Origin of the sequence: Dactylosporangium siamense (genome assembly GCF_016862795.1) — a bacterium.
Classification (GTDB): Bacteria; Actinomycetota; Actinomycetes; order Mycobacteriales; family Micromonosporaceae; genus Dactylosporangium; species Dactylosporangium siamense.
Genome location: NZ_BONQ01000156.1, coordinates 92,108 through 111,872, shown reverse-complemented (window position 1 = coordinate 111,872; position 19,765 = coordinate 92,108). Strand labels below are relative to the sequence as shown.

19 protein-coding genes are annotated in these 19,765 nt (G+C 71.6%); 10 read left to right on the top strand and 9 right to left on the bottom strand.

What is annotated here, in order from left to right; translation table 11 throughout:
* Positions 1–13 precede the first annotated feature (13 nt).
* The gene (locus Dsi01nite_RS48080; RefSeq protein WP_203853191.1) at positions 14–532 is read right to left on the bottom strand and encodes a YflT domain-containing protein; all 519 of its coding nucleotides are present in this window, start codon (positions 530–532) and stop codon (positions 14–16) included.
* Positions 533–652: 120 nt separating this feature from the next.
* On the opposite strand from Dsi01nite_RS48080, the gene Dsi01nite_RS48075 reads away from it, so the two are divergent.
* Genes Dsi01nite_RS48075 through Dsi01nite_RS48065 form a run of 3 tightly spaced genes read left to right on the top strand, consistent with a single transcriptional unit; the run spans position 653 to position 2,747 of the window.
* Complete coding sequence (locus Dsi01nite_RS48075; protein ID WP_203853190.1) at positions 653–901, top strand: PspC domain-containing protein; 249 nt, start codon at positions 653–655, stop codon at positions 899–901.
* Positions 902–1,612: an alpha/beta hydrolase gene (locus Dsi01nite_RS48070; protein ID WP_203853189.1), complete on the top strand. Its 711-nt coding sequence runs from the start codon at positions 902–904 to the stop codon at positions 1,610–1,612.
* Complete coding sequence (locus Dsi01nite_RS48065; protein WP_203853188.1) at positions 1,515–2,747, top strand: ATP-grasp domain-containing protein; 1,233 nt, start codon at positions 1,515–1,517, stop codon at positions 2,745–2,747. The genes Dsi01nite_RS48070 and Dsi01nite_RS48065 overlap by 98 nt, the downstream gene beginning before the upstream one ends.
* A 19-nt stretch (positions 2,748–2,766) precedes the next feature.
* Here the strand turns inward: Dsi01nite_RS48065 and Dsi01nite_RS48060 are convergent, their stop codons facing one another.
* The gene (locus tag Dsi01nite_RS48060; protein WP_203853187.1) at positions 2,767–4,950 is read right to left on the bottom strand and encodes an acyltransferase family protein; all 2,184 of its coding nucleotides are present in this window, start codon (positions 4,948–4,950) and stop codon (positions 2,767–2,769) included.
* Positions 4,951–5,127: 177 nt separating this feature from the next.
* Here Dsi01nite_RS48060 and Dsi01nite_RS48055 point away from each other — a divergent pair, with 177 nt between their 5' ends.
* Positions 5,128–5,409: a hypothetical protein gene (locus Dsi01nite_RS48055; protein ID WP_203853186.1), complete on the top strand. Its 282-nt coding sequence runs from the start codon at positions 5,128–5,130 to the stop codon at positions 5,407–5,409.
* Here Dsi01nite_RS48055 and Dsi01nite_RS48050 read toward each other — a convergent pair.
* Positions 5,369–5,974 carry a nucleotidyl transferase AbiEii/AbiGii toxin family protein gene (locus Dsi01nite_RS48050; RefSeq protein WP_203853201.1) on the bottom strand — a complete coding sequence of 202 codons (606 nt, stop codon included), beginning with the start codon at positions 5,972–5,974 and terminating at the stop codon, positions 5,369–5,371. The genes Dsi01nite_RS48055 and Dsi01nite_RS48050 overlap by 41 nt on opposite strands.
* 144 nt (positions 5,975–6,118) lie before the next feature.
* The gene (locus Dsi01nite_RS48045; protein WP_203853185.1) at positions 6,119–6,457 is read right to left on the bottom strand and encodes a hypothetical protein; all 339 of its coding nucleotides are present in this window, start codon (positions 6,455–6,457) and stop codon (positions 6,119–6,121) included.
* A gap of 174 nt (positions 6,458–6,631) precedes the next feature.
* Between Dsi01nite_RS48045 and Dsi01nite_RS48040 the strand changes: the two genes are divergently transcribed.
* Complete coding sequence (locus tag Dsi01nite_RS48040) at positions 6,632–7,084, top strand: hypothetical protein (RefSeq protein WP_203853184.1); 453 nt, start codon at positions 6,632–6,634, stop codon at positions 7,082–7,084.
* 41 nt (positions 7,085–7,125) lie between these two features.
* Positions 7,126–7,782 carry a hypothetical protein gene (locus tag Dsi01nite_RS48035; RefSeq protein WP_203853183.1) on the top strand — a complete coding sequence of 219 codons (657 nt, stop codon included), beginning with the start codon at positions 7,126–7,128 and terminating at the stop codon, positions 7,780–7,782.
* A gap of 546 nt (positions 7,783–8,328) precedes the next feature.
* On the opposite strand, the gene Dsi01nite_RS48030 is transcribed toward Dsi01nite_RS48035, so the two are convergent.
* Positions 8,329–10,212 carry an MDR family MFS transporter gene (locus tag Dsi01nite_RS48030; RefSeq protein WP_239136842.1) on the bottom strand — a complete coding sequence of 628 codons (1,884 nt, stop codon included), beginning with the start codon at positions 10,210–10,212 and terminating at the stop codon, positions 8,329–8,331.
* 157 nt (positions 10,213–10,369) lie between these two features.
* Between Dsi01nite_RS48030 and Dsi01nite_RS48025 the strand changes: the two genes are divergently transcribed.
* Genes Dsi01nite_RS48025 through Dsi01nite_RS48015 form a run of 3 tightly spaced genes read left to right on the top strand, consistent with a single transcriptional unit; the run spans position 10,370 to position 12,886 of the window.
* Positions 10,370–11,995 carry an ABC-F family ATP-binding cassette domain-containing protein gene (locus tag Dsi01nite_RS48025; RefSeq protein ID WP_203853182.1) on the top strand — a complete coding sequence of 542 codons (1,626 nt, stop codon included), beginning with the start codon at positions 10,370–10,372 and terminating at the stop codon, positions 11,993–11,995.
* A complete protein-coding gene (locus tag Dsi01nite_RS48020; RefSeq protein ID WP_203853181.1) occupies positions 11,992–12,393 on the top strand; it encodes a PPOX class F420-dependent oxidoreductase in 402 nt (133 codons plus the stop codon). The genes Dsi01nite_RS48025 and Dsi01nite_RS48020 overlap by 4 nt, the downstream gene beginning before the upstream one ends.
* Complete coding sequence (locus tag Dsi01nite_RS48015; protein WP_203853180.1) at positions 12,380–12,886, top strand: NUDIX hydrolase; 507 nt, start codon at positions 12,380–12,382, stop codon at positions 12,884–12,886. Before Dsi01nite_RS48020 ends, Dsi01nite_RS48015 begins: the two co-directional genes overlap by 14 nt.
* 1 nt (position 12,887) lies before the next feature.
* Here Dsi01nite_RS48015 and Dsi01nite_RS48010 read toward each other — a convergent pair whose 3' ends face one another.
* Entirely contained in the window at positions 12,888–14,177 is a 1,290-nt protein-coding gene (locus Dsi01nite_RS48010) for a hypothetical protein (protein ID WP_203853179.1), read from the bottom strand.
* Positions 14,178–14,279: 102 nt separating this feature from the next.
* Here Dsi01nite_RS48010 and Dsi01nite_RS48005 point away from each other — a divergent pair, with 102 nt between their 5' ends.
* Positions 14,280–16,091, top strand: coding sequence for a tetratricopeptide repeat protein (locus tag Dsi01nite_RS48005; RefSeq protein ID WP_203853178.1), 1,812 nt, complete (start codon positions 14,280–14,282; stop codon positions 16,089–16,091).
* A 76-nt stretch (positions 16,092–16,167) separates the two neighbouring features.
* Here the strand turns inward: Dsi01nite_RS48005 and Dsi01nite_RS48000 are convergent, their stop codons facing one another.
* From Dsi01nite_RS48000 to Dsi01nite_RS47990, 3 genes are all read right to left on the bottom strand, one after another.
* The gene (locus Dsi01nite_RS48000; RefSeq protein WP_203853177.1) at positions 16,168–16,323 is read right to left on the bottom strand and encodes a DUF6131 family protein; all 156 of its coding nucleotides are present in this window, start codon (positions 16,321–16,323) and stop codon (positions 16,168–16,170) included.
* Between the two features lie 74 nt (positions 16,324–16,397).
* The gene (locus Dsi01nite_RS47995; RefSeq protein ID WP_203853176.1) at positions 16,398–18,350 is read right to left on the bottom strand and encodes a vWA domain-containing protein; all 1,953 of its coding nucleotides are present in this window, start codon (positions 18,348–18,350) and stop codon (positions 16,398–16,400) included.
* 4 nt (positions 18,351–18,354) lie between these two features.
* On the bottom strand, positions 18,355–19,752 hold the full coding sequence (locus Dsi01nite_RS47990) for a sigma 54-interacting transcriptional regulator (RefSeq protein ID WP_203853175.1): 1,398 nt from the start codon (positions 19,750–19,752) through the stop codon (positions 18,355–18,357).
* Positions 19,753–19,765: the final 13 nt, after the last annotated feature.

The window sequence follows — 19,765 nt, the reverse complement described above, 5'->3', positions numbered from 1 at the left end:
GTAGCCGGAACCGTCAGCCGTTCGCGGCCCGCCAGGTCGCCCGGGTGATCAGGACGCGGGCCTCGTCGGCGACCTCGGCCTCCACCGTGACCGCGTACTGGCCGGCCTGCAGGGAGCTGCGGGACGTGAAGTCGCGCCGGCCGCCGGTCGCGGCGTGCGCGAGGGCGCCGAAGATGCCGCCCCACAGGCCACCGACGAGGATCGCGGCGAGCATGATGCCGACCCACGACGACGTGCTGAACAGGGTGAACAGGATGCCGAGGAAGAGGCCGAACCAGACGCCGCTGAGCGCGCCGGCCATGGCGGCCCGGCCGATGGTGAGCCGGCCGAGGACGTTTTCGACCAGGCGCAGGTCGGTGCCGATGATCGCGGTCCGCTCGACGGGGAAGCCGTTGTCGGAGAGGTAGTCCACGGCCCGCTGGGCCGAGGCGTAGTCGGAGTAGCGGGCGACGGTGACCGTGCTGCGTTCCAGCTCGACCAGTTCGTCAGAAGGGGACGGGACGTTCGATTCGGGCTGTGGAGGGGTCGTCATGGGCGAAATCGTAGGGCCACCCTCCACTGGATCACAGCCGGACTACGGGACAGGGACTCAGGGATCGTTCAGGGCCACACCCGAGGTCGTCAGGCCCTTCCACCGGGCAACCTTGGGGACATGACCGAGATCAAGCGCCTGCGCCGCTCCCGCGCCGACCGCACCCTCGCCGGTGTGATCGGCGGCCTCGCCGAGTACTTCGGCGTCGACCCGACCATGGCCCGTGCCGCCTTCCTGCTCGCCGTGCTGCTCACCGGCGGGACGGCCGTGCTGGCGTACCCCATCCTCTGGATCGTCATGCCCGACACCCCCGCCGACGTCAAGCCCGTGAGTCCTGCGTCCGGCGATCATCTGCCCTATGGTGCGTGAGTGACCGCGTTGTGCGTGCCGGTGCTGGGCGGCACCCTGGAGGTCCGGGTGGTGTCGCCCGCCGGCGGCGCCGGCGTGGTCCTCGTCGCGCACGACGGACCCGCCTATGAGGACGGCGCCGCGCTGACCCGCGTGGCGAGCGGCGCGCACGTGGCGCTGCTGTCCCCCGGCGACCGCAACGAGTGGTATTCGGCGAACCCCGCCTACGCCGACGCCCTCGTCGACCGGGTGCTCCCGCACCTGCCGGCCGGCCCCCTGGTCGGGCTCGGCGCGAGCCTCGGCGCCCTGGCCCTGCTGCACGCCGAGCACCGCCGGCCCGGCACGTTCGACGGGCTGTTCCTGCAGTCGGGGAGCTTCTTCACCGCCGAGCTGGACCCGCAGGAGGCCGGTTTCCCCCGGTTCCAGCGGATCCTGGACTTCGTCGACGTCGCCGCGCCGACCGCGGCCCGGACGGTGTTGACCTGCGGGCGGGACGAGGAGAACCTGCACAACAACCGGGCCATGGCGCGGCGGCTCGGTGTGCCGCTCGTCGAGGTGCCCGGCGGTCACTCGATGACGACCTGGCGCGACGCACTCCGCCCGCACCTGCCACCGCTGCTCCGGGAGTTCACGGATGGACCATCTCATCGGCCTGCTGCTCGGCACGGAGCAGGACTGGCCACGGGCGTTCGAGACCTTGATCGGCCGGATCGGTCCGATCCGCGGCCGTGACGGCACCGCGCACGACCTGCGGACCTCGCGGGTCAGCATCGAGCCGTTCAACCTGCGGGACCAGCCGTCGCACGACCTGGTGATCGACCGGCTGGCCTATTGGTACTACCACCCGCGCGAGTGGCTGAAGAAGGTCGCGCTGATGGACGACGTGTACCTGCTCAACAGCCCGTTCACGTTCCAGTCGATGGAGAAGCACGCCGCGTACTGCGCGATGATGCGCCTCGGGCTGCACGTGCCGGAGACGGTGCTGGTGCCCTACAAGAACCCGGTCGACCACGCGAAGTGGGCCTACACCGCGGAACGGTACAACCAGCCGTTCGACCTCGACGCGGTCGCCGAGGATATCGGGTATCCGCTGTTCATGAAGCCGTACGACGGCGGCGCGTGGGTCGGGGTGTCCCGGATCACGGACTCGACCGCGCTGCACACCGCCTACGACCAGTCCGGTGAGCGGCTCATGCACCTGCAGCAGTCGATCGAGGGCTACGACGTGTTCACCCGGTCCCTGACGATCGGGCCCGAGACGATGGTGATGAAGTTCCGCCCCGAGCTGCCGATGCACGAGCGGTACGCGGTCGAGCACAACTTCCTCGACGCGGCCGTCGGCGACGAGGTCGTGACGATCTCCCGCCTGGTCAACGCGTTCTTCCGGTGGGAGTTCAACTCCTGCGAGTCCCTGGTCCGCGACGGCGTGGTCTACCCCATCGACTACGCGAACGCGTGCCCGGATGTCGCCCTCACCAGCCTGCACTACTACTTCCCGTGGGCGATGACCGCGCTGGTGCGCTGGTCGGCGTTCTGCGTGGTCACCGGCCGGCGGCCGAGCCTGGACCTGGACACCGCCCGCTACTTCGCCGTCGCCGACGACCCGGCCCTGGACTACCGGGGCAAGCTCGCCGCGTATCGCCGCATCGCCGACGACTACCTCGCCGTCGACGACTACCGCGAGTTCTGCGACACCGCGCTGCCGCACGTGCCGTCGCTGGTCGCCGAGTGGGTGTCCTCGCCGGACTTCGACGATCTGTTGGTGTCGACGGTGCGGGCCACGTACCCGGCGCACGAGCACGACCGGTTCATCGCACACTTCCGCGGCCTGATCGACCTGTGGAAGCGCGAGACGATCAGCCCTTGAGCTGCGCCTGCAGCAGCGGTCAGCCCTTGAGCTCCGCCTGCAGCAGCGGGGTGAGCAGCTTGATGTAGCTGGTCGTGACATGGCTGCCGTCGCGGTAGACGAGGGCGTTGCCGATGATGACCGGGCAGACCGTGTCGGTGCAGAACCACGGGGTGGGGTCGATGACGGTGAACCCGGCCTTCGTCGCGGCGTCCTCGTTGGCGGTCTTGCGGGTGGCGTAGATCGCGGTGGCGACCTTCAGCGCGCACTGCTGGACGGCCGCGGGGTGCGCGGCGACGCAGTCCGGGACGCTGGTGCCGCGCGGGTCCGGTGTGTCCTGCATGATGACCGGCCGGGCGCCGAGTTGCTGGACCCGCTTGGCGGAGCGGATCAGCGCCTGGGACCACGCGGTGTCGGCCTCCGCCTTCCCGACCGTCACCGCGCCGGCCTTGTCCACGGGCGGGTCGCCGTAGGTGCGGGTCGACATCAGTACCAGCGCCGGTTTGAGCTCTTTGATCTTCGCGAACGCCTCTTCGCGCCAGGTGGCGCACTCGGTGAAGGCCCGGCGCGCGTTGACCTTGATCGTGTACGCGTCGGCGGGGGTGCACCCGGACTTCGTCAGCACGACCAGCTTCTGGTGGTTGCGTTTCGCGACCGCGTCGACGGCGTCGAACCACTGCTCGGTGTGCGAGTCGCCGAACAGCACCATCGTCGTCTTGCCCTGCGGGTCGCCGTGCTTGTCGCAGCCCTGAGCAAGTGCCGGCTTGATCGACGTCTCGTCCAGGGAGGCGAGGCAGTCCTTCGACCCCTGCGGGCGGTCGCCGGTCGCGGCGGTGACGGGCGGCGTGAGGTTCTGCGGCATCGCCTTGGTGGTCTCCGCTGCGGCGATGAGCTCCAGCAGCCGCTTCCGGGCCTCTTCGAGCTGCCGCGCCTCCGCCGCCGCGTCGTTGACGGCGTTCTGCTGTGCGAGGGCCTGCGCGGTGTCCTGGGCGGTGCCCTCGCCCCGCACCTCGTTCGGCAGGCCGAGGAAGATCGCGGCGGCGCCACAAGCGAGGGCCGTGAGCATGGCGCCGAGGCCGAGCCCCCTTCTGGGGCGGCGCTTGAACACGGGGTTGAACCGGACGCGGTTCTCGACCAGCTTCAGCGACAGCCACGCGGGGATCAGGCTGCCCACCGCGACGGCTGCCTTCGCCCAGACGTTCAACTCACCGCCGGCAATGTGCGGGGCCAGCATCAGCGCCGGCCAGTGCCACAGGTACCAGCTGTAGGAGAGCTTGCCGATCGCCTGCATCGGCGGTGTCTTGAGCAGCGCTACCGCGCCTCTGGGGCTCTTCGCGCAACCGCCGGCGATGACGAGGACGGCGCCGGCGACCGGCAGCAGCGCCGCCATGCCGGGGAACCGGGTGGTCTCGTCGAACATGACCGCCGCGGCGACGATGCCCGCAAGGCCGAGCCACGTCAGGGCCGCGGTTCCCCTTGCTTTCGCCAGGCGTTCGGCGGCCAGGGCGACCAGAGCGCCGGCGGCCAGCTCCCAGGCGCGGGCCTGGATGCCGAAGTACGCCCACGGCTGCGAGTGCCCGGTCTGCCACACGCACACCGCGAAGGACACCACGCCCAGCAGGGTCAGCGCGATCGCGGCGCTTCGCCGGTTGGCCCTGCGGGTGGCGGCGACGATCAGCAGCAGCGGCCAGATGAAGTAGAACTGCTCCTCGACGGCGAGGGACCAGAAGTGCTGCAGCGGCGACGGCTCCAGCTCCGCGGACAGGTAGTCGGTGCCGAGGACGGCGAGCCGGACGTTGATGCCGTACGCGGCCGCGGACAGCGCGTCGAACACCACCGCCTTCGCCTGCACCGGCGACATCCACGTCCACGCGGCGGCGACGGTGGCGATGACGACGACCGTCGAGGCGGGCAGGAGGCGCACGATGCGCCGGCCGTAGAACGCGCCGAAGCCGATCCGCCCGGTGCGCTGCAGCTCCCGGAACAGGTGCAGGGTGATGAGGAACCCGGAGATCACGAAGAAGACGTCGACGCCGACATACCCGCCGTGCACGAGCCCGAGCCCGGCGTGGTTCGCGACCACCAGCAGGACCGCGACGGCCCGCAGCCCTTCGATGTCCGGGCGGAACCGGTCCTGCTGCTGTTGTTCCGGCCCTCTGGCTTGTGCGCTTCGTGCTTCTGGTGCCGTTCGGTAGGGCTCATAGGTGGCGTTCCGGCTCGGCACCGGGACACGGTACCGGGTGCCGCGTGCTCGCCTTCCGCCAGGTGACGTGGCTCACTGCCGCGGGTCCCCCGTTGGCGTGACGCTGCGGTAGTCCGCGTCACAATCCGTAGTTGCCGCTGGTAGCGCCTCGTAGCTTCGGTGGTGTTGGTACTGGTGTTGTGTCTTGGAGGTTGTTGCATGCGTCCGTACGACCACCCCGAATGGTGCGCCCGTGGACACCGGTGCGGTCTCGGCGAGCACCGCGCCCACCCGGTCGTCATGCAGGTCGACGGTGTGGGCAAGGTGCTGCTGACCCGGGTCCTCGGCACGAACGGCCGCGAGCGGATGGAGCTGACCGGCTCCGCGTACCTCACCGGGAAGGGCCCCGCCGCCCGCCGCCAGGTCGACCGCACCCTGCGCGGTTTCGCGGACGTGCTGTCTACCGAGGCCACGCTCGCAGGCGCTGCCGCAGCTCGCTGACCCGTTCGGGGGTCAGCCCGTAGTAGGCGAACCGGCCGTCGTCGAGCCGGTCCAGGTAGCGACCCGCGGCGTGGACATCGTCGTCCTCGAGGCCCGGGTCCTGCCGCCGGGCGAGCTCCAGCAACTGCTCCACGTCGTAATGTTGCAGCGCCGCGGCGACGTCGATGTAGTCGCGGACCTCCCGCCGGTTGACCAGCGCCGCGACCTTCGTGGCGATCAGGTCGTCGCGGTGCATGACCGGCCCGACGTCCATCATGACCGGGCTCTCGGTCCGGTCCAGCCGGCTCAGCGTCAACCGCACCGTCCTGGCACCGTCGCCGACGGTGAACTCGCGCTGGTCGAAGCCGGCGAACAGGTCGAGAAGGTCGTCGGCCTCCTCCTCCGCGACGCTGTAGCCGGCGTGCCGCAGCGCCTGACAGACGGCGTCGGCCGCCCGGCCCGCCCCGCCGTCGGTGTCGGTGAACAGGTCGACGTCCTCGGTCGGCCGGCTGACGAGCCCGCTCATCAGCCACGCGAACCCGCCACCGAGCACGAACCCGTGCCGCTCCCCCACCGCGAGCGCGATCCTGGCGACCTCGGTGTAGAACGGGTCCGTCGTCTTTCCGGGCTTTGGCTTTTCGGGCTTTGGCTTTTCGGGCTGCGGCTTTCCGGGCTGCGGCTTTCCGGGCTGCGGCTTTCCGGGTTCGGTGCCTTTGTCGGTCACCTTTGGTTACCGCAGGCGGAGCTGCTGGTGGCGGGCCTCCCACGCCAGGCGGACCCCGCGCGGCAGGTTCAACTCCGGCCACACCCTGACCAGCCGCCGCCCGTTGACCCAGCGGCGCAGCTCCTCGAGGCGGATCGCCTCACGCAACACGTTCTCATACATCCACAGCAGCAGGTCGGGATTGTTGAGGTCGAAGTCGCGCCGCGGGTTCCACATCAGCCGCTGCGGCAGCTCCACCACCCCACGGACCGGCCCGCGCAACTCGGTCAGCGTCCTGGAGACGAGCGCCGGACGGTGCGGCCGCGCGAGAAACGCGACGCGTCCCGGATCCGTCTCGTCCTGCATGCCCGACCCTCTCCCGATCCCTTGCCTGGCGGTAGTGTACCGCCGCCCACCACCCCTCAGCCCAAGCGTGCCCCCACGGTCGCGCTGTGTCGCCGTAAGCTCGGCGGGTGCTGATCTATTTCACCGCCCATCCCCAGTAGTGGCCGCACCCCGCGGCCCCGATTGGGGTCAACCATGTCACGCACCGATCACCACACCCCGTCCTGGACCCGCGCCACCTGGTGGCATCCGCTCCACCGCTGCGCCGCGCTGTTCACCACTGACTACCCCGGCCCTGCCCGTCTCGCTGTTCTTCCTCATCTTCCTTTCGGCCCCGGCATCCGCCGGGCGCGACGGGGCTCCGCCCCGTCGACCACCCAATGCGACCTGCCTCCCGCGCCCGACCTGCGCCAGATCCTCGCCTCCCCGAGCCAGACGCACTGCGGCTGGCGCCCGCTGCACGTGCCGGGGACCAGGTTCGTGTCCGGCCCGACCCGCGAGTTCGTCCTGATCACCTGGACCAGCCGCCAGCGCGCCCAGGTCCGCGACGAGTGCCACCTGGCCATCCAGCAACACCGCGCCACCGGCACCGTCGACGTCGACCCCTCCACCGCCCACCACCGCCACGACGCCCACTGGGCCATGTGACGCCCGGCTTCGTTGATCATCTGCGGCGTACGATGCCGCGCGTGACCGTCTACGACATCGCCGCCCAGCTGCCTTCCATCGACGTCCTGCGGCAACGATGCAGGGCACTGGCGATGCTCGACGTGATCGTCGGGGGCGACTACTACACCTACGACCTCGCCTGGGGCATCGACCAGGCCGCCTCGATGCGCAACGGAAGCGGCGAGGAGTACGACGTCGTCTTCACCACCGACGGCGTCTTCATCCGCGGCGTCTACCACGAGTCGCCGCTGTTCCAGGCGAACGGGCACATGTGGCCCGGCCTGCTCGACGGCCTCCCCGACGAGTTCAGCTCCCAGGTGACCGAGCCCGCCTTCAGCCACCCGGACGGCACCCTCTACGCCAGTTTCGTTCTGTGGCGGCGCACCGAGGACGACCGCTGGCACGCGGGCGACAACATCGACTTCCGGCCCGCCTCTGACGTCGAGGTCGATCCGGACGGCTCCTGGCTCCTGGACATCCTCTTCGACGACATCACCGAGAAGTACCACCAGCACGCCGAGGAGGTCTACCAGGTCGACGTCCCCCGGCCCGCGATCGACCACGTCGTCGCACTCCGGCCCCTGACCGACGCCGTCATCCGTGCCCTCAACCCGGAAGCCTCACCAGCACACGTCCGAGCCGAGGCCGAGAACCTCAGATACCCACTCATCCCCTGACGTCCCATGATCCAGAAGATCTTGTGTACCCCGGGGTGCACAGGATCTTCCGGATCACGGGGAAGTCACCGGAGTCAATGCATGGACTGGGCAGTACCAGCGCCCTAACGGCGATCTCCCGCCCCACCCGTGATCAAAGGAGCGCCGCGGTCGTCCGGGCGGCCACTCAGCGACTTCGATCAAGCACACAAGATCGAAAGTTCGCGGTGCGGTCCGTGCCGGCGTCCAGATCCGGGTGATTTGTACGAAGCTTTGAACCAGCGACGGCGTGGCACCACCGAATGACGACCTCGACGGCGCTGGATCATGCGAGTGCGGACCTGGCTTGGGATCACCGCAAAGACGGCAGTCACGGTGACCACGCAACCCTGTCGCACGGACGCGCCAGCGTCCGGGCGGAGCCATCAAGTCCCCGCGCCTGTAGCTGAATATTTGAAGGGCACGACGACCAGAACGCCGAACCGCGACCACCCGCCAGCCGCCGACCAGCGCAACCACCGCAGCCAGCGAGACAGGCAGGCGAACGCAGACAGGCAGGCGCCGGGGTCAGCGGGAGTGGCGCGGCTCCACGTTGTCGTGCGCGCCGGCCTCCCCGTCGGCTTCGTGAGCGCCCGCCGCGTGGCTGGGCGTGTGGCCGACGTGAGGTTCCGCCACGTCGTCCGCCGCATGGGCGGCCGAGCCCCCACCCCCGTTCGACCCGTTGCCGCCGCTGCTCACTCCGCTGCCGGGCAAGCTGCTACCGGCCAGATCGCGGCCCGGCAACCCGGCTGACGCGGCAGGGGCGGCGGCGGAGGCGCGGGCGTCCTGGGCTTCCTCCTTGGCGCGTTCCTGGGCGGCCGACATGGAGCGCAGCGGGACCTCGGGCAGGAACAGGATGACGACGAAGCCGACGACCATGATGGCGGCGGCGACCATGAAGACGACGCTCATCGAGTCCGCGAAGCCGACCTTGAACGGGTGGGCGAGGGCGTCGGCGAGGCGGTTGACGAACGAGGTGTCGTTGAAGGCGCTGGCGCTGCCCGAGGTGCCGGCCCGCGCGATCTCCTGGACCTGGGCGGGGTTGGCCCGCGCGGCGGCCTGGAACTCGGGAGTGGACTGGGCGGCGGTGAAGGCGGCCTTCGTCTTCTCCGGCAGGAGGCTGAACAGGACCGAGAGGAAGACCGCCGCGCCGACGGTGCCGCCCATCGAGCGGAAGAACGTCACCGTGGAGGTGGCGACGCCGATCTCACGCGGGTTGGCGGCATTCTGCGCGGCGGTGATGACCGGCTGCATGTTGCCGCCGAGGCCGAGGCCCATGAGGGCCATGACCAGCATCGTCTGCCAGAGCGGGGTGTCGGCGCCGATCCGGGAGAACAGGGCGAGCGCGGCGACCATCAGCAGGGAACCGATGATGGGGAACTTGCGGTACTTGCCGGTGCGGGCGATGACCTGGCCGGAGATGATCGAGCCGCTCATGATGCCGAGGACCAGCGGCAGGAGCATGAGGCCGGCCTCGGTGGGGCTGGCGCCCTTCACGATCTGCAGGTAGAGCGGGAGGGTCAGCAGGCCGCCGAACATCGCGATGCCGAGGATGAAGCTGCTGGTCGAGGCGACGGAGAAGGTGCGGCCCCGGAACAGGCGCAGCGGCAGCAGCGCCTCGTCCTTGTAGGACCACTCGGTGACGAGGAACAGCACCAGGCCGACGACGCCGATGCCGTAGCACAGCAGGGACCTGCCGGAGTCCCAGCCCCACTCGCGGCCCTGCTCGGCGACGGTCAGCAGCGGCACCAGGCAGATGACCAGCGCGACCGCGCCGGGCCAGTCGATGCGGTGGTCCTGGCGGCGGTGCGGGATGTGCAGCACGCGCATGACCACGAGGAACGCGGCGAGGGCGATCGGCACGTTGATGTAGAAGATCCAGCGCCAGCCGGTGACGCCGAGGATACTGTCGGCGCCGGCGAAGAAGCCGCCGAGGACCGGGCCCAGGACGCTGGAGGTGCCGAACACGGCGAGGAAGTAGCCTTGATACTTGGCCCGCTCGCGGGGCGGGACGACGTCGCCGATGATGGCGAACGCCAGGGAGAACAGGCCACCGGCGCCGATGCCCTGCACGGCGCGGAACGCGGCGAGCTGGTAGACGGACCCGGCGAGGCCGCACAGGACCGAGCCGAGGATGAAGATGCCGATGGCGAACAGGATGAACGGCTTGCGGCCGTAGATGTCCGACAGCTTCCCATACAGCGGGGTCGCGATCGTGGACGTGATGAGGAACGCCGTCGTCGCCCACGCCTGGATGGAGAAGCCGCCCAGGTCGTCGGCGATGGTCCGCATGGCCGTGGACACGATGGTCTGATCGAGGGCGGCGAGGAACATCGCCATCATCAGACCGCCCAGGATCGTGAGGATCTGGCGGTGGGTCAAGGCCGTGTCGTCGGCCGTCGTCGTGCTCAAACCGTCCCCCAAACACCAAAGCTCGTTACGAGCCGATCGCGTTCCGGAAATCACGCTACTCCATGCGGAGAAGCCATGCGGAGAAGCCCTGCCGAGAAGCCCCGGCCCGCTCAGACACAATATGCCCGGGGTACGACAAGACTTGGGAGGTAACTGGGTGAGCGCCACGCTCGTGGTGAAGGAGCTCGCGGCCGGTCACGGCGATCGGGCGTTGTTCTCCGGACTGAACCTGGTCGTCGCGCCGGGCGACGTGATCGGCCTGGTCGGGGCCAACGGGGCGGGCAAGTCGACGCTGCTGCGCACGCTCGCCGGGCTGCTGCCGACCGAGGCGGGAGGGTTCGGGCTCAACCCACCCACTGCGATCATCGGGTACCTGCCGCAGGAGCCGGACCGCCGCGAGGGCGAGTCGCTGCTGCAGTTCCTGGCCCGCCGCACCGGGGTCGCCGAGTCCCAGAAGCGCATGGACGACGCCGCGGAGCGGATCGAGCAGGATCCGGACGAATACGGCGACGCCCTGGAGCGCTGGCTCGCCCTCGGCGGCGCCGACCTGGACGAACGCGCCGCGGCGGTCGCCGCCGACCTGGGGCTCGCCGTGGACCTGGACCTGCCGATGACCGCACTGTCCGGCGGTCAGGCCGCGCGGGCCGGGATGGCGTCGCTGCTGCTCTCGCGATACGACGTGTTCCTGCTCGACGAGCCGACCAACGACCTGGACCTCGACGGCCTGGAGCGGCTCGAACGGTTCGTGCAGGGGCTCAAGGCGGGCGTGGTGATCGTCAGCCACGACCGGGAGTTCCTGGCCCGCACCGCGACGGGCGTGCTGGAGCTGGACCTCGCCCAGCAGCAGGTCAACTTCTTCGGCGGCGGTTACGCGGCGTACCTGGAGGAGAAGGCGATCGCCAAGCGGCGGGCCCGGGAGGCGTACGACGAGTACGACGACAAGAAGTCCGACCTCGAGGCGCGGGCCCGGATGCAGCGCGCGTGGATGGAGAAGGGCGTGAAGAACGCCCGGCGCAAGCAGCCCGACAACGACAAGATCGGCAAGAGCAAGAAGATCGAGGGGACGGAGAAGCAGGCGGCGAAGGCCCGCCAGACCGACCGGATGATCGAACGGCTCGAGGTGGTCGAGGAGCCCCGCAAGGAGTGGCAGCTGCGGATGGAGATCGCCGCCGCGCCACGGGCGGGTGCGATCGTGGCGACGCTGAACCGGGCCGTGGTGACCAGGGGCGGGTTCACGCTCGGACCGGTGGACCTGCAGGTCGACTGGGCCGATCGGGTCGCGATCACGGGCGCCAACGGCGCCGGCAAGTCCACGCTGCTCGGCGCGATGCTGCAGCGGATCCCGCTGACCAGCGGCACCGCCGCGCTCGGCCCGGGGGTCGTGGTCGGCGAGGTCGACCAGGCCCGCGGCCTGTTCCTCAACGATCAACCGTTGCTGGACGCGTTCTGCGCCGCCGTGCCGGACCTGCAGCCGGCCGACGTGCGGACGCTGCTGGCGAAGTTCGGGCTCAAGGCGCACCACGTGCTGCGCCCCGCGGCGAGCCTGTCCCCCGGCGAGCGCACCCGGGCGGCCCTCGCCCTGTTGCAGGGCCGCGGGGTCAACCTGCTCGTCCTGGACGAGCCGACGAACCACCTGGACCTGCCCGCGATCGAGCAGCTGGAGTCGGCGCTCGACGGGTATCCGGGCACGTTGCTGCTGGTCACCCACGACCGGCGGATGCTGGCGGCGGTCAGCACGAACCGCCACATCGACGTGCGCGACGGGAAGGTCAGCGTCAGGTGAGCGACGACGGGTTCTGGACCGAGCGGCACCTGTGCACGATCACGACGATCCGGGCCGACGGGACCCCGCACGTGGCGCCGGTCGGCGTCACGTACGACCCGGGCACCGGCCTCGCGCGGGTGATCACGTCCGGCACGTCGCAGAAGGTCCGCAACGTCCGCGGCAACCCACGCGTCGCGGTCTGCCAGGTCGACGGGCGCCGCTGGACGACCCTGGAGGGCACCGCCGTCATCGAGACGGATCCCGGCGCCGTCGCGGACGCCGAGCACCGCTACGCCCAGCGGTACCGGACGCCCCGGCCGAACCCGGCGCGGGTCGTCATCCTGATAGCGGTGACGCGGGTGCTGGGCACCGTGCGGCCCGACGTGCCGGTAGGTTCGCCGGATGGGGATTCCTGACTACATCCGGGTCATGCGCACGCATATCGGTCACGACCTGCTGCTCCTGCCGGGCGTCGGCGCGATCGTCGTGGACGACCGCGGCCGGCTGCTGTTCGCCCGGCGCAGCGACACCGGCCGCTGGGCCGTCGTCGCGGGCATGGTCGAGCCCGGGGAGCAGCCCGCCGACACGATCGTGCGGGAGGTGCACGAGGAGACCGGCGTCGACGTGACGGTCGAACGGATCCTCGGCGTGGCCACCCACCCGGTGGACTACCCCAACGGCGACCGGTGCGAGTACCTGAGCATCACGTTCCTGTGCCGCGCCGTCGGTGGCACCGCGCGCGTCAACGACGACGAGTCCCTCGATGTCGGCTGGTTCGAGCCGACGGAGCTGCCGGAGCTGGAGCCGTACTCGCGGCTGCGGGTCGAGATGGCGTTGCGCGACGCGAAGGAGGCATGGTTCGCCCCCGTCGGGTCGCGCCACCCGGCCCTGGTCGAGCCTTCCATGTGAGTCAGTTGTTCGGCGCCGGGGGCCAGCTCGGCGGCGGCGTCTGCGGGTAGCCGGGCGGCGGGTCCGAGTTGGGCGGCCCGCTCACCGGCGGCGAGACGGGCTGCGACGGCACCTGCGGCGCGGCGCCGCCCGTGCCGGGGACCGTCCACGGCTGCGGGATCACCGGCCCCGGCGGGGGCGGATACGTAGGCTGACCGAACGCGGGTCCGCCCGACGTCGGCAGCGGGGGCGGCGGGAAGCCACCGGCCGACTGCGCCGGGATGCCCGCCGGCGAACCGGGCGGATAGGCGAACGCCGGCGGCGGGAAGCCAGCGGGTGCCGGCGGGAAGCCACCAGGTGCCGGCGACCCGCCGGCGGTTGCGGCCAGCGGGGCGAAGCGGCGGCCGAGCAGCTCCAGCAGCCACACCGCGATCAGTCCGACGACCGCCAGCGCTCCGGTCGTCAGCAGCGCGATCGCCGCGCTGGCACCTTCGAGCACCTCCCAGCGGCGTACCCCGTCGACAATGACGACACCGAGCACGACCCCGAACACGCCGGCCCGCCGACCGAACAGGCTCACCCCACCGAGGAGGACCGCGGCGAGCGCGTACGGCAGCTGGCCGCTGTCGCTGAAGGCGGCCGCGCTGGTCAGGCGGGCCGACAGCACGCCGGACACGCCGGCCAGGACGGCGGATCCGGTGACGCCGACGAGCGCGCCCACCAGCTTCGCCGGGCGCCACCGGCCGGGGTCGTCACCGCCGGCGACCGGGCGGTTCGCGGACAGGAACCCGCGGACGGCGGGCAGCGTGAACAGGACCGCGCCGGCGAGGGAGACGACGACGAAGACCGCGGCCCACACCCCGAAGGACGACGAGCGGCCGTCACCGGTCACGGGGACCAGCCGGCCCTCGGTCGCCTCGAGCAGCGCCGCCGAAACGATGAAGCCGCCGCCGAGGGTCACGCCCCAGGCGGGCAGCGCGGTGAGCCCGACGAGCAGGGCGAGCAGCACGCCGACCCCGGCGGCCGCGAGGACCGCGACGATGAACGCGACGGTCACGGACGTGCCGTCGTTGACCATCTTGGCGAACACCCAGCCGGACAGCACGGCGATCGACCCGATCGCCAGGTTGGGGGTGGCGGTGCGCAGCGACAGGGCCAGGCCGCAGGCGGCGAAGCCGAGGATCGCGATCCCGCCCCACACCTGCCCCCGGCTGAACACGTCGGAGTTGGCGTTGTACTGGCCGGCGACGACGGCGCCGGCGGCGAGCAGGAGCACCGCCTCCCAGACCAGGTGCGGTGCAAGCTCACGCATGGGACGGACCTGGGTCATGCGGCGACGCTACCGCGCATCGACGGGGAGCGCTGCACACACGCCGCCCGACATCATCCCCTCGGTGTGCTCTACTCTCCGCGGGTGGCCGACGATGTCGAAGACCCGGTGGCGCAGGCGCACGGTGAGCTGTCCCTGGCGCGGGTGGCGCTCGCCGAGGGCGACCTCGAGCACGCCGCCGACCACCTGGCCGGCGCGATCGCCTGGGCGCCGGGGCTGCCGGAGGTGCACGAGCTGCTCGCCGCGCTGACCGTGCGCGCCGGTGGCGGGGTCGCGGACCTGTTCCCGCTGCGGGAGCCGGCGTTCATCGGCACGGTCGTGGCGCGGGCACACGTGACGGCGCCGACCGACCCGATCGGGTCGCTGCGGATGCTGGCGCAGGCGACCGGGTTCGACCCGGAGCAGCCGTGGGCCGACGTGAGCTGGGTGCGGGCCGTCGACCCGGCCCGGCTGGACCCGGACGAGCTGGCCCGGCTGTTCGTCGGGGTCATGCAGCGGCTCGGTGACCCGGCGCCGCCACCGGTCGCGAAGGCCAATGAGGTGTACCTGGACCTGGCCCGCCGGTCGCTGCGCGTACACCCGGACCATGCGCTGCTGCACGGCGCCGCGGCCGGGCTCGGGCGCCGGTTCGGTGACACCGCGGAGGCGGTCCGGTGGGGCGCCCGTGGGCACCGGCTGCACCCCGACAAGCTGACCTCGGTCTGGTACGCGTACGCCCTGCGCGCCGACGGCCGCCTCGACGCGGCGTTGAAGGTGATGCGGCAGGCCTGGCGGGCCGCCCCGCAGGAGATGGACCTGTGCGCCGACATGGCCAACTGGCTCGCCGACTCCGGTCGGGTCGACGAGGCGATCGCGCTGCTCGACGAGGGCCTGCGCGGCCAGTCGGACTACGACTGCGCCGTGCACACCGCGCAGCGGCTGCGGTTCCGGCGGGACGGCGACGTGCGGCACCTGGTGGCGCTGGTCGACTTCATCCGTGAGCATCCCGTCGTCAGCCACGAGCACAGCGACCTGGCCCAGGCGTGCGAGCGCCGCACGTGGCTCGGCCGGGTCGCCGGGCCGACGGAGGCGTCCGTGAACACGCTGCAGCGGGTGCCACCCGATCAGCGGGGCACGATGGACGGTGGCATGTCACTGTCGGCCCTGGAGGTGCCCAGCGCCCTCGCCCTGCTGCGCCGGGAGGTGCCACGGGTGGCCGTGGAGGTGGCCGGCCCGCCGCCGCCGGACCTGGTGCAGCCGCTGAAGCCGGTGCGGGTGCTGTGGCGGTACGACGCGACGACCGCCTACCCGACGGTCGAGCCGGCCTCGGCGGCGAGCCAGGCACTGCTCGCGGGCCTGGCGGGTCCGGCGTGGCCGCATCCGGTCGCCGCCTACGACCACGCGCTGCCGCTCGGTGAGCTGCCGGTCGAGCAGCTGCTGTCGCTGCTGGTGCACCCGCCGGCCCGCCCCGAGCGCTACGCCGACCTGCCCGACGGCTGGTGGGAGCGTTCCGCGCAGGTGTTCGCGTGCCTGGGCCTGCTGCACTGCGGCGAGTTGCGCAACCCGGCCGACCCGGGTGACACGGCCGCCCAGCGGCGGCTGCTCACCGACGTCGCGTGGGGTGTGGAGGACTGGACGACGGAGGCGGCGCTGTTCGCGTTGACGGTGGCGGCGTGGCTCGACCCGACGTGCCGGGTGGAGGTCTGCGACACGGTCGGCCGCCGGTTCCTGGCCGCGGTGCAGGCGTCGCGGACCAGGCCGGTCACGATCCGGGACTCCCTGGCGGCGCTGGTGCACATCGTGCCGGACATGGTCGGGGACGTGCTCGCCCTGGCCGACGAGGTGACCGGCGCCGCTCCCGCGCCGAAGGCCACCCCGTCCCGGCTCCGCCGCTGGTTCCGGCGCAACGACACATAGGGCACGCAGACACGTAGCCCGGAAATACCACTGGCCGGCGGGGGGACCGCCGGCCAGCGCATGAAGTGCGGGAGAGTTACCAGTAGTGGCGTCGCCCGGCGAGCGGACGGCCGACGGCGCCGAGGATCCAGAGCACCGCTCCCACGATCAGCAGCACGATGCCGATCGTCTCCAGGATGCCGACGTGCAGGAAGAGCCCGAGCAGGAACAGGATCAGGCCAAGGACGATCATTTCAGCTCCCGGGGAGGAGGGGTGTTCATGGACAATCTTCAGATACCCCTCCCCCGCCTCGTCTGAAACACGGATCACCCGCGGCGGCCCCGACGTGCGCGGATGTAGTCGGAGACGACGTATCGGCCCAGGTCGCCGGCCTCCGGGGTGAAGACCCGCCCGCCGCTGCGGCGGGCCACGGCGTCGACGAACCGGCGCAGGCCGGGGTCCTCGCCGAGCATGAACACGTTGAGCACGGCGCCGTAGCGGGTGAGCTGATCGACCTCGTGCACGGTCGAGGTCACCGTCTCGCGGGTCGACGGCCAGTGGAAGTAGGACGTGCCGTCGTCCAGCAGATGCGCGGTCGGCTCGCCGTCGGTGACGACGAGCACGACCGGGTCGGAGCCCGGGTGCCGGCGCAGGTGCCGGCCGGCGAGCATGAGGGCGTGCTGCAGGTTGGTGCCCTGCACGTAGTCCGGTTCCACAGCGGCGAGCTCCTCGACGGACAGCTTCGTCGCGTACCGGCCGAAACCGATGATCTGCAGCGCGTCCTGCGGGAAGCGGGTCGCGACGAGGTGCGACAGCGCCAGGGCGGCCTGTTTCATCGGGCCCCACCGGCCGTCGGCCATCATCGAGAAGGACAGGTCGACGCAGAGCGCGACGGCCGCGGAGACCCGCCGCTCGGTCTCGGCGATCTCGAAGTCCTCGACGTCCAGGCCGATGGGCAGGACCGCGGTGCCGCCGGTGGCCTGGCGGCGGACCGCGTTGCCGATGGTGCGGACCACGTCGATGGGCTGTTCGTCGCCGTACTGCCAGCGCCGCGACGCCCCGGTCAGCTCGCCCGCGGCCCCGGCGTCGCGCAGGTCGTGCTGGCCTTTGCGGCCGGCGGCGAGGTCGGCGAAGACGGTGCGCAGGGCGGTGCCGCCGAGCCGGCGCAGGGCCTTCGGGCTGAGCGTCAGCCCGTCGGCGCCGCGGGTGACCCAGCCCTGCCGGCGCAGCTGCTGCTCCAGCTCCCGCAGCCGGCGCAGGTCGTCGGCGGCGGACCGGCCGAGCTGCCGCTCCACCGCTTCCACGTCCACGTCGTCGAGGGTGGCGCCGGGGTGCTCCTGGCCGAGCTGGTCGAGCAGGTCGTCGAGGTCGCCGATCTCCTCGAGGGCGCCGGCCGCCTCGCCGTAGCCGAGGTCGCGCTGCCCGCGGACCCGTTCGCCGCGGCCCCAGTTGAGGTCGGGGCGCAGCGAGCGCAGGTTGTCGGTGAGGGCGGCCATCTCCCCGGCGAGGCTGCCGAGGGACTGCTCCATCAGTGCCTGCAGCTCCTCGCGCTGCTGCGGGCTGAGCGAGCGCAGCAGCCGCTCCCCGGCGGCGGCGCGGCGGGCGAGGGCGTCGATGAGCTCCTCGACGGTGCCGGGCTGCTCCGGGAAGAAGTCGCCGTGCTGGGCCATGAACTGCGCGAACGCGTCGTCGGTGTTCTCGCCGCGGGCGTGCTTGCCGAGCAGGGCGTTGAGGTCCTGCAGCATCTCCCGCATGCGTTCCTGCATGGCCGGGTCCTGCATGGCCTCCTTCATCCCCTGGAACCGCTGGCCGAGGACCTCGTCGCGGAGCTGGTCGAGGATCTGCTGGTACAGCGCCCGAGCTTCAGGTGATGTCCAGCTATATTCGGACAATTCCGAAACAGCCTTCGAGGTCGACCGTGGCAGATTCGCCAGCTGCGCCTCAGCGAATCGGGCGTCGTCGGAGTCCAGAGCGGCCAGGGCGTCGCGTTCCGTGGCGACCGCCTGGTCGAGCAGCTGCTGGGCGCGGGTCACGGCACCGTCGAGGTCGCCGCGGCGCATCGCCTCGCGGCGCAGCCGCCGGGCCCGGGCGAGCAGGTCGTCCAGGCCACGCCCGCCGTCGGGGCCGTTGCGCAGCAGGTTGCGCAGCGCCTCCCGGAGGCTGCCGCCGTCGAGGACCTCGGCGCCGACCTGGTCGACGGCGGCGCGCACGTCGTAGGGCGGGGCCAGCGGGTCGGGCCCGCCGCGCCACGCCCCGTAGCGGAACCTGTTGTGGCGCACGTGCTCAGCCTCCGTAGACGGTGCGGCCGTCCTCGGTGAGATCCTTGGACAGCCGTCTGGTGAGGTGCAGTCCTTCCAGGACGAACTCGATGCCGGCGGCGGCCTCGCCACGGCTGGGCGCGTCGCCGAGGCCGAGCCGCTCGAGGACCTTCGCGAGGCCGGGCACGGTGCCGACCTGCTGCAGGATGTCGTCGGCGCCGGCGAGTTCGCCGGTCTCGATGACGGCGCCCTCGGCGACGAGGTCGGTGAAGCCGGACAGGTCCAGCCCGGCGAGCCGGGACCGGAACGTGTCCGCGGTCGCGGTGCGCAGCAGGTGGGCGAGGATCTCGATCTCGCGGCCCTCCTCGCCGCTGTCGAACTCGACCTTGCCGCGCAGCGTGCTGGTGACCGACACGGTGTCGCCGACGCGGGCGACCGGTTTGTCGTCGCCGAGCAGCCCGCCGCGGCGCAACGCGGACGCGGCGACGGTCTCGGCGGCGGCGATCGCGAACCGGGCCGACACGCCGGAGCGCGAGTCGACGGCGGGCGATTCCCGCACCGCGCGGGTGAAGCGGGCCAGGACCTCGATGACGTGGCCGGGGACCTGCGCGACCAGCTGCGCCTCCTGCTGGATCAGGTCGGTCTCCAGCTCCAGGTCGAGGGGGTAGTGGGTGCGGATCTCGGCGCCGAAGCGGTCCTTGAGCGGCGTGATGATCCGGCCGCGGTTGGTGTAGTCCTCCGGGTTGGCGCTGGCGACGAGCAGCACGTCCAGCGGCAGGCGCAGCTGGTAGCCACGGACCTGGATGTCGCGCTCCTCCAGGACGTTGAGCAGCGACACCTGGATGCGCTCGGCGAGGTCCGGCAGCTCGTTGACGGCGAAGATGCCGCGGTTGGTCCGCGGGACGAGTCCGAAGTGGATGGTCTCCGGGTCGCCGAGGGTCCGGCCCTGCGCGACCCGGATCGGGTCGACGTCGCCGATGAGGTCGCCGACGGACGTGTCGGGGGTGGCCAGCTTCTCGCCGTAGCGCTTCGACCGGTGCAGCCACTCCACCGGCAGCGCGTCGCCGGCCTCGAGCGCGAGCCGCCGGGACGCGGGCGTGATCGGCTCATACGGGTGCTCGTTGAGCTCGGACCCGGCGATGACCGGGGTCCACTCGTCCAGCAGCGACACGAGGCCGCGGATGACGCGGGTCTTGCCCTGGCCACGCTCGCCGAGCAGCACCAGGTCGTGGCCGGCCAGGATGGCCCGCTCGAGCTCGGGCAGGACGGTGTCTTCGTAGCCGACGATGCCGGGGAAGCGGGGCTCGCCGGAGCGCAGCTTGGCCAGGAGGTTTTCGCGGAGCTCTTGCTTGACGGTGCGGAACCGGTGGCCGCTCGATCGCAGCTCGCCCACGGTGCGGGGCAGGTCCAAAGGCTGGGTCACCGTCTGAACGTAG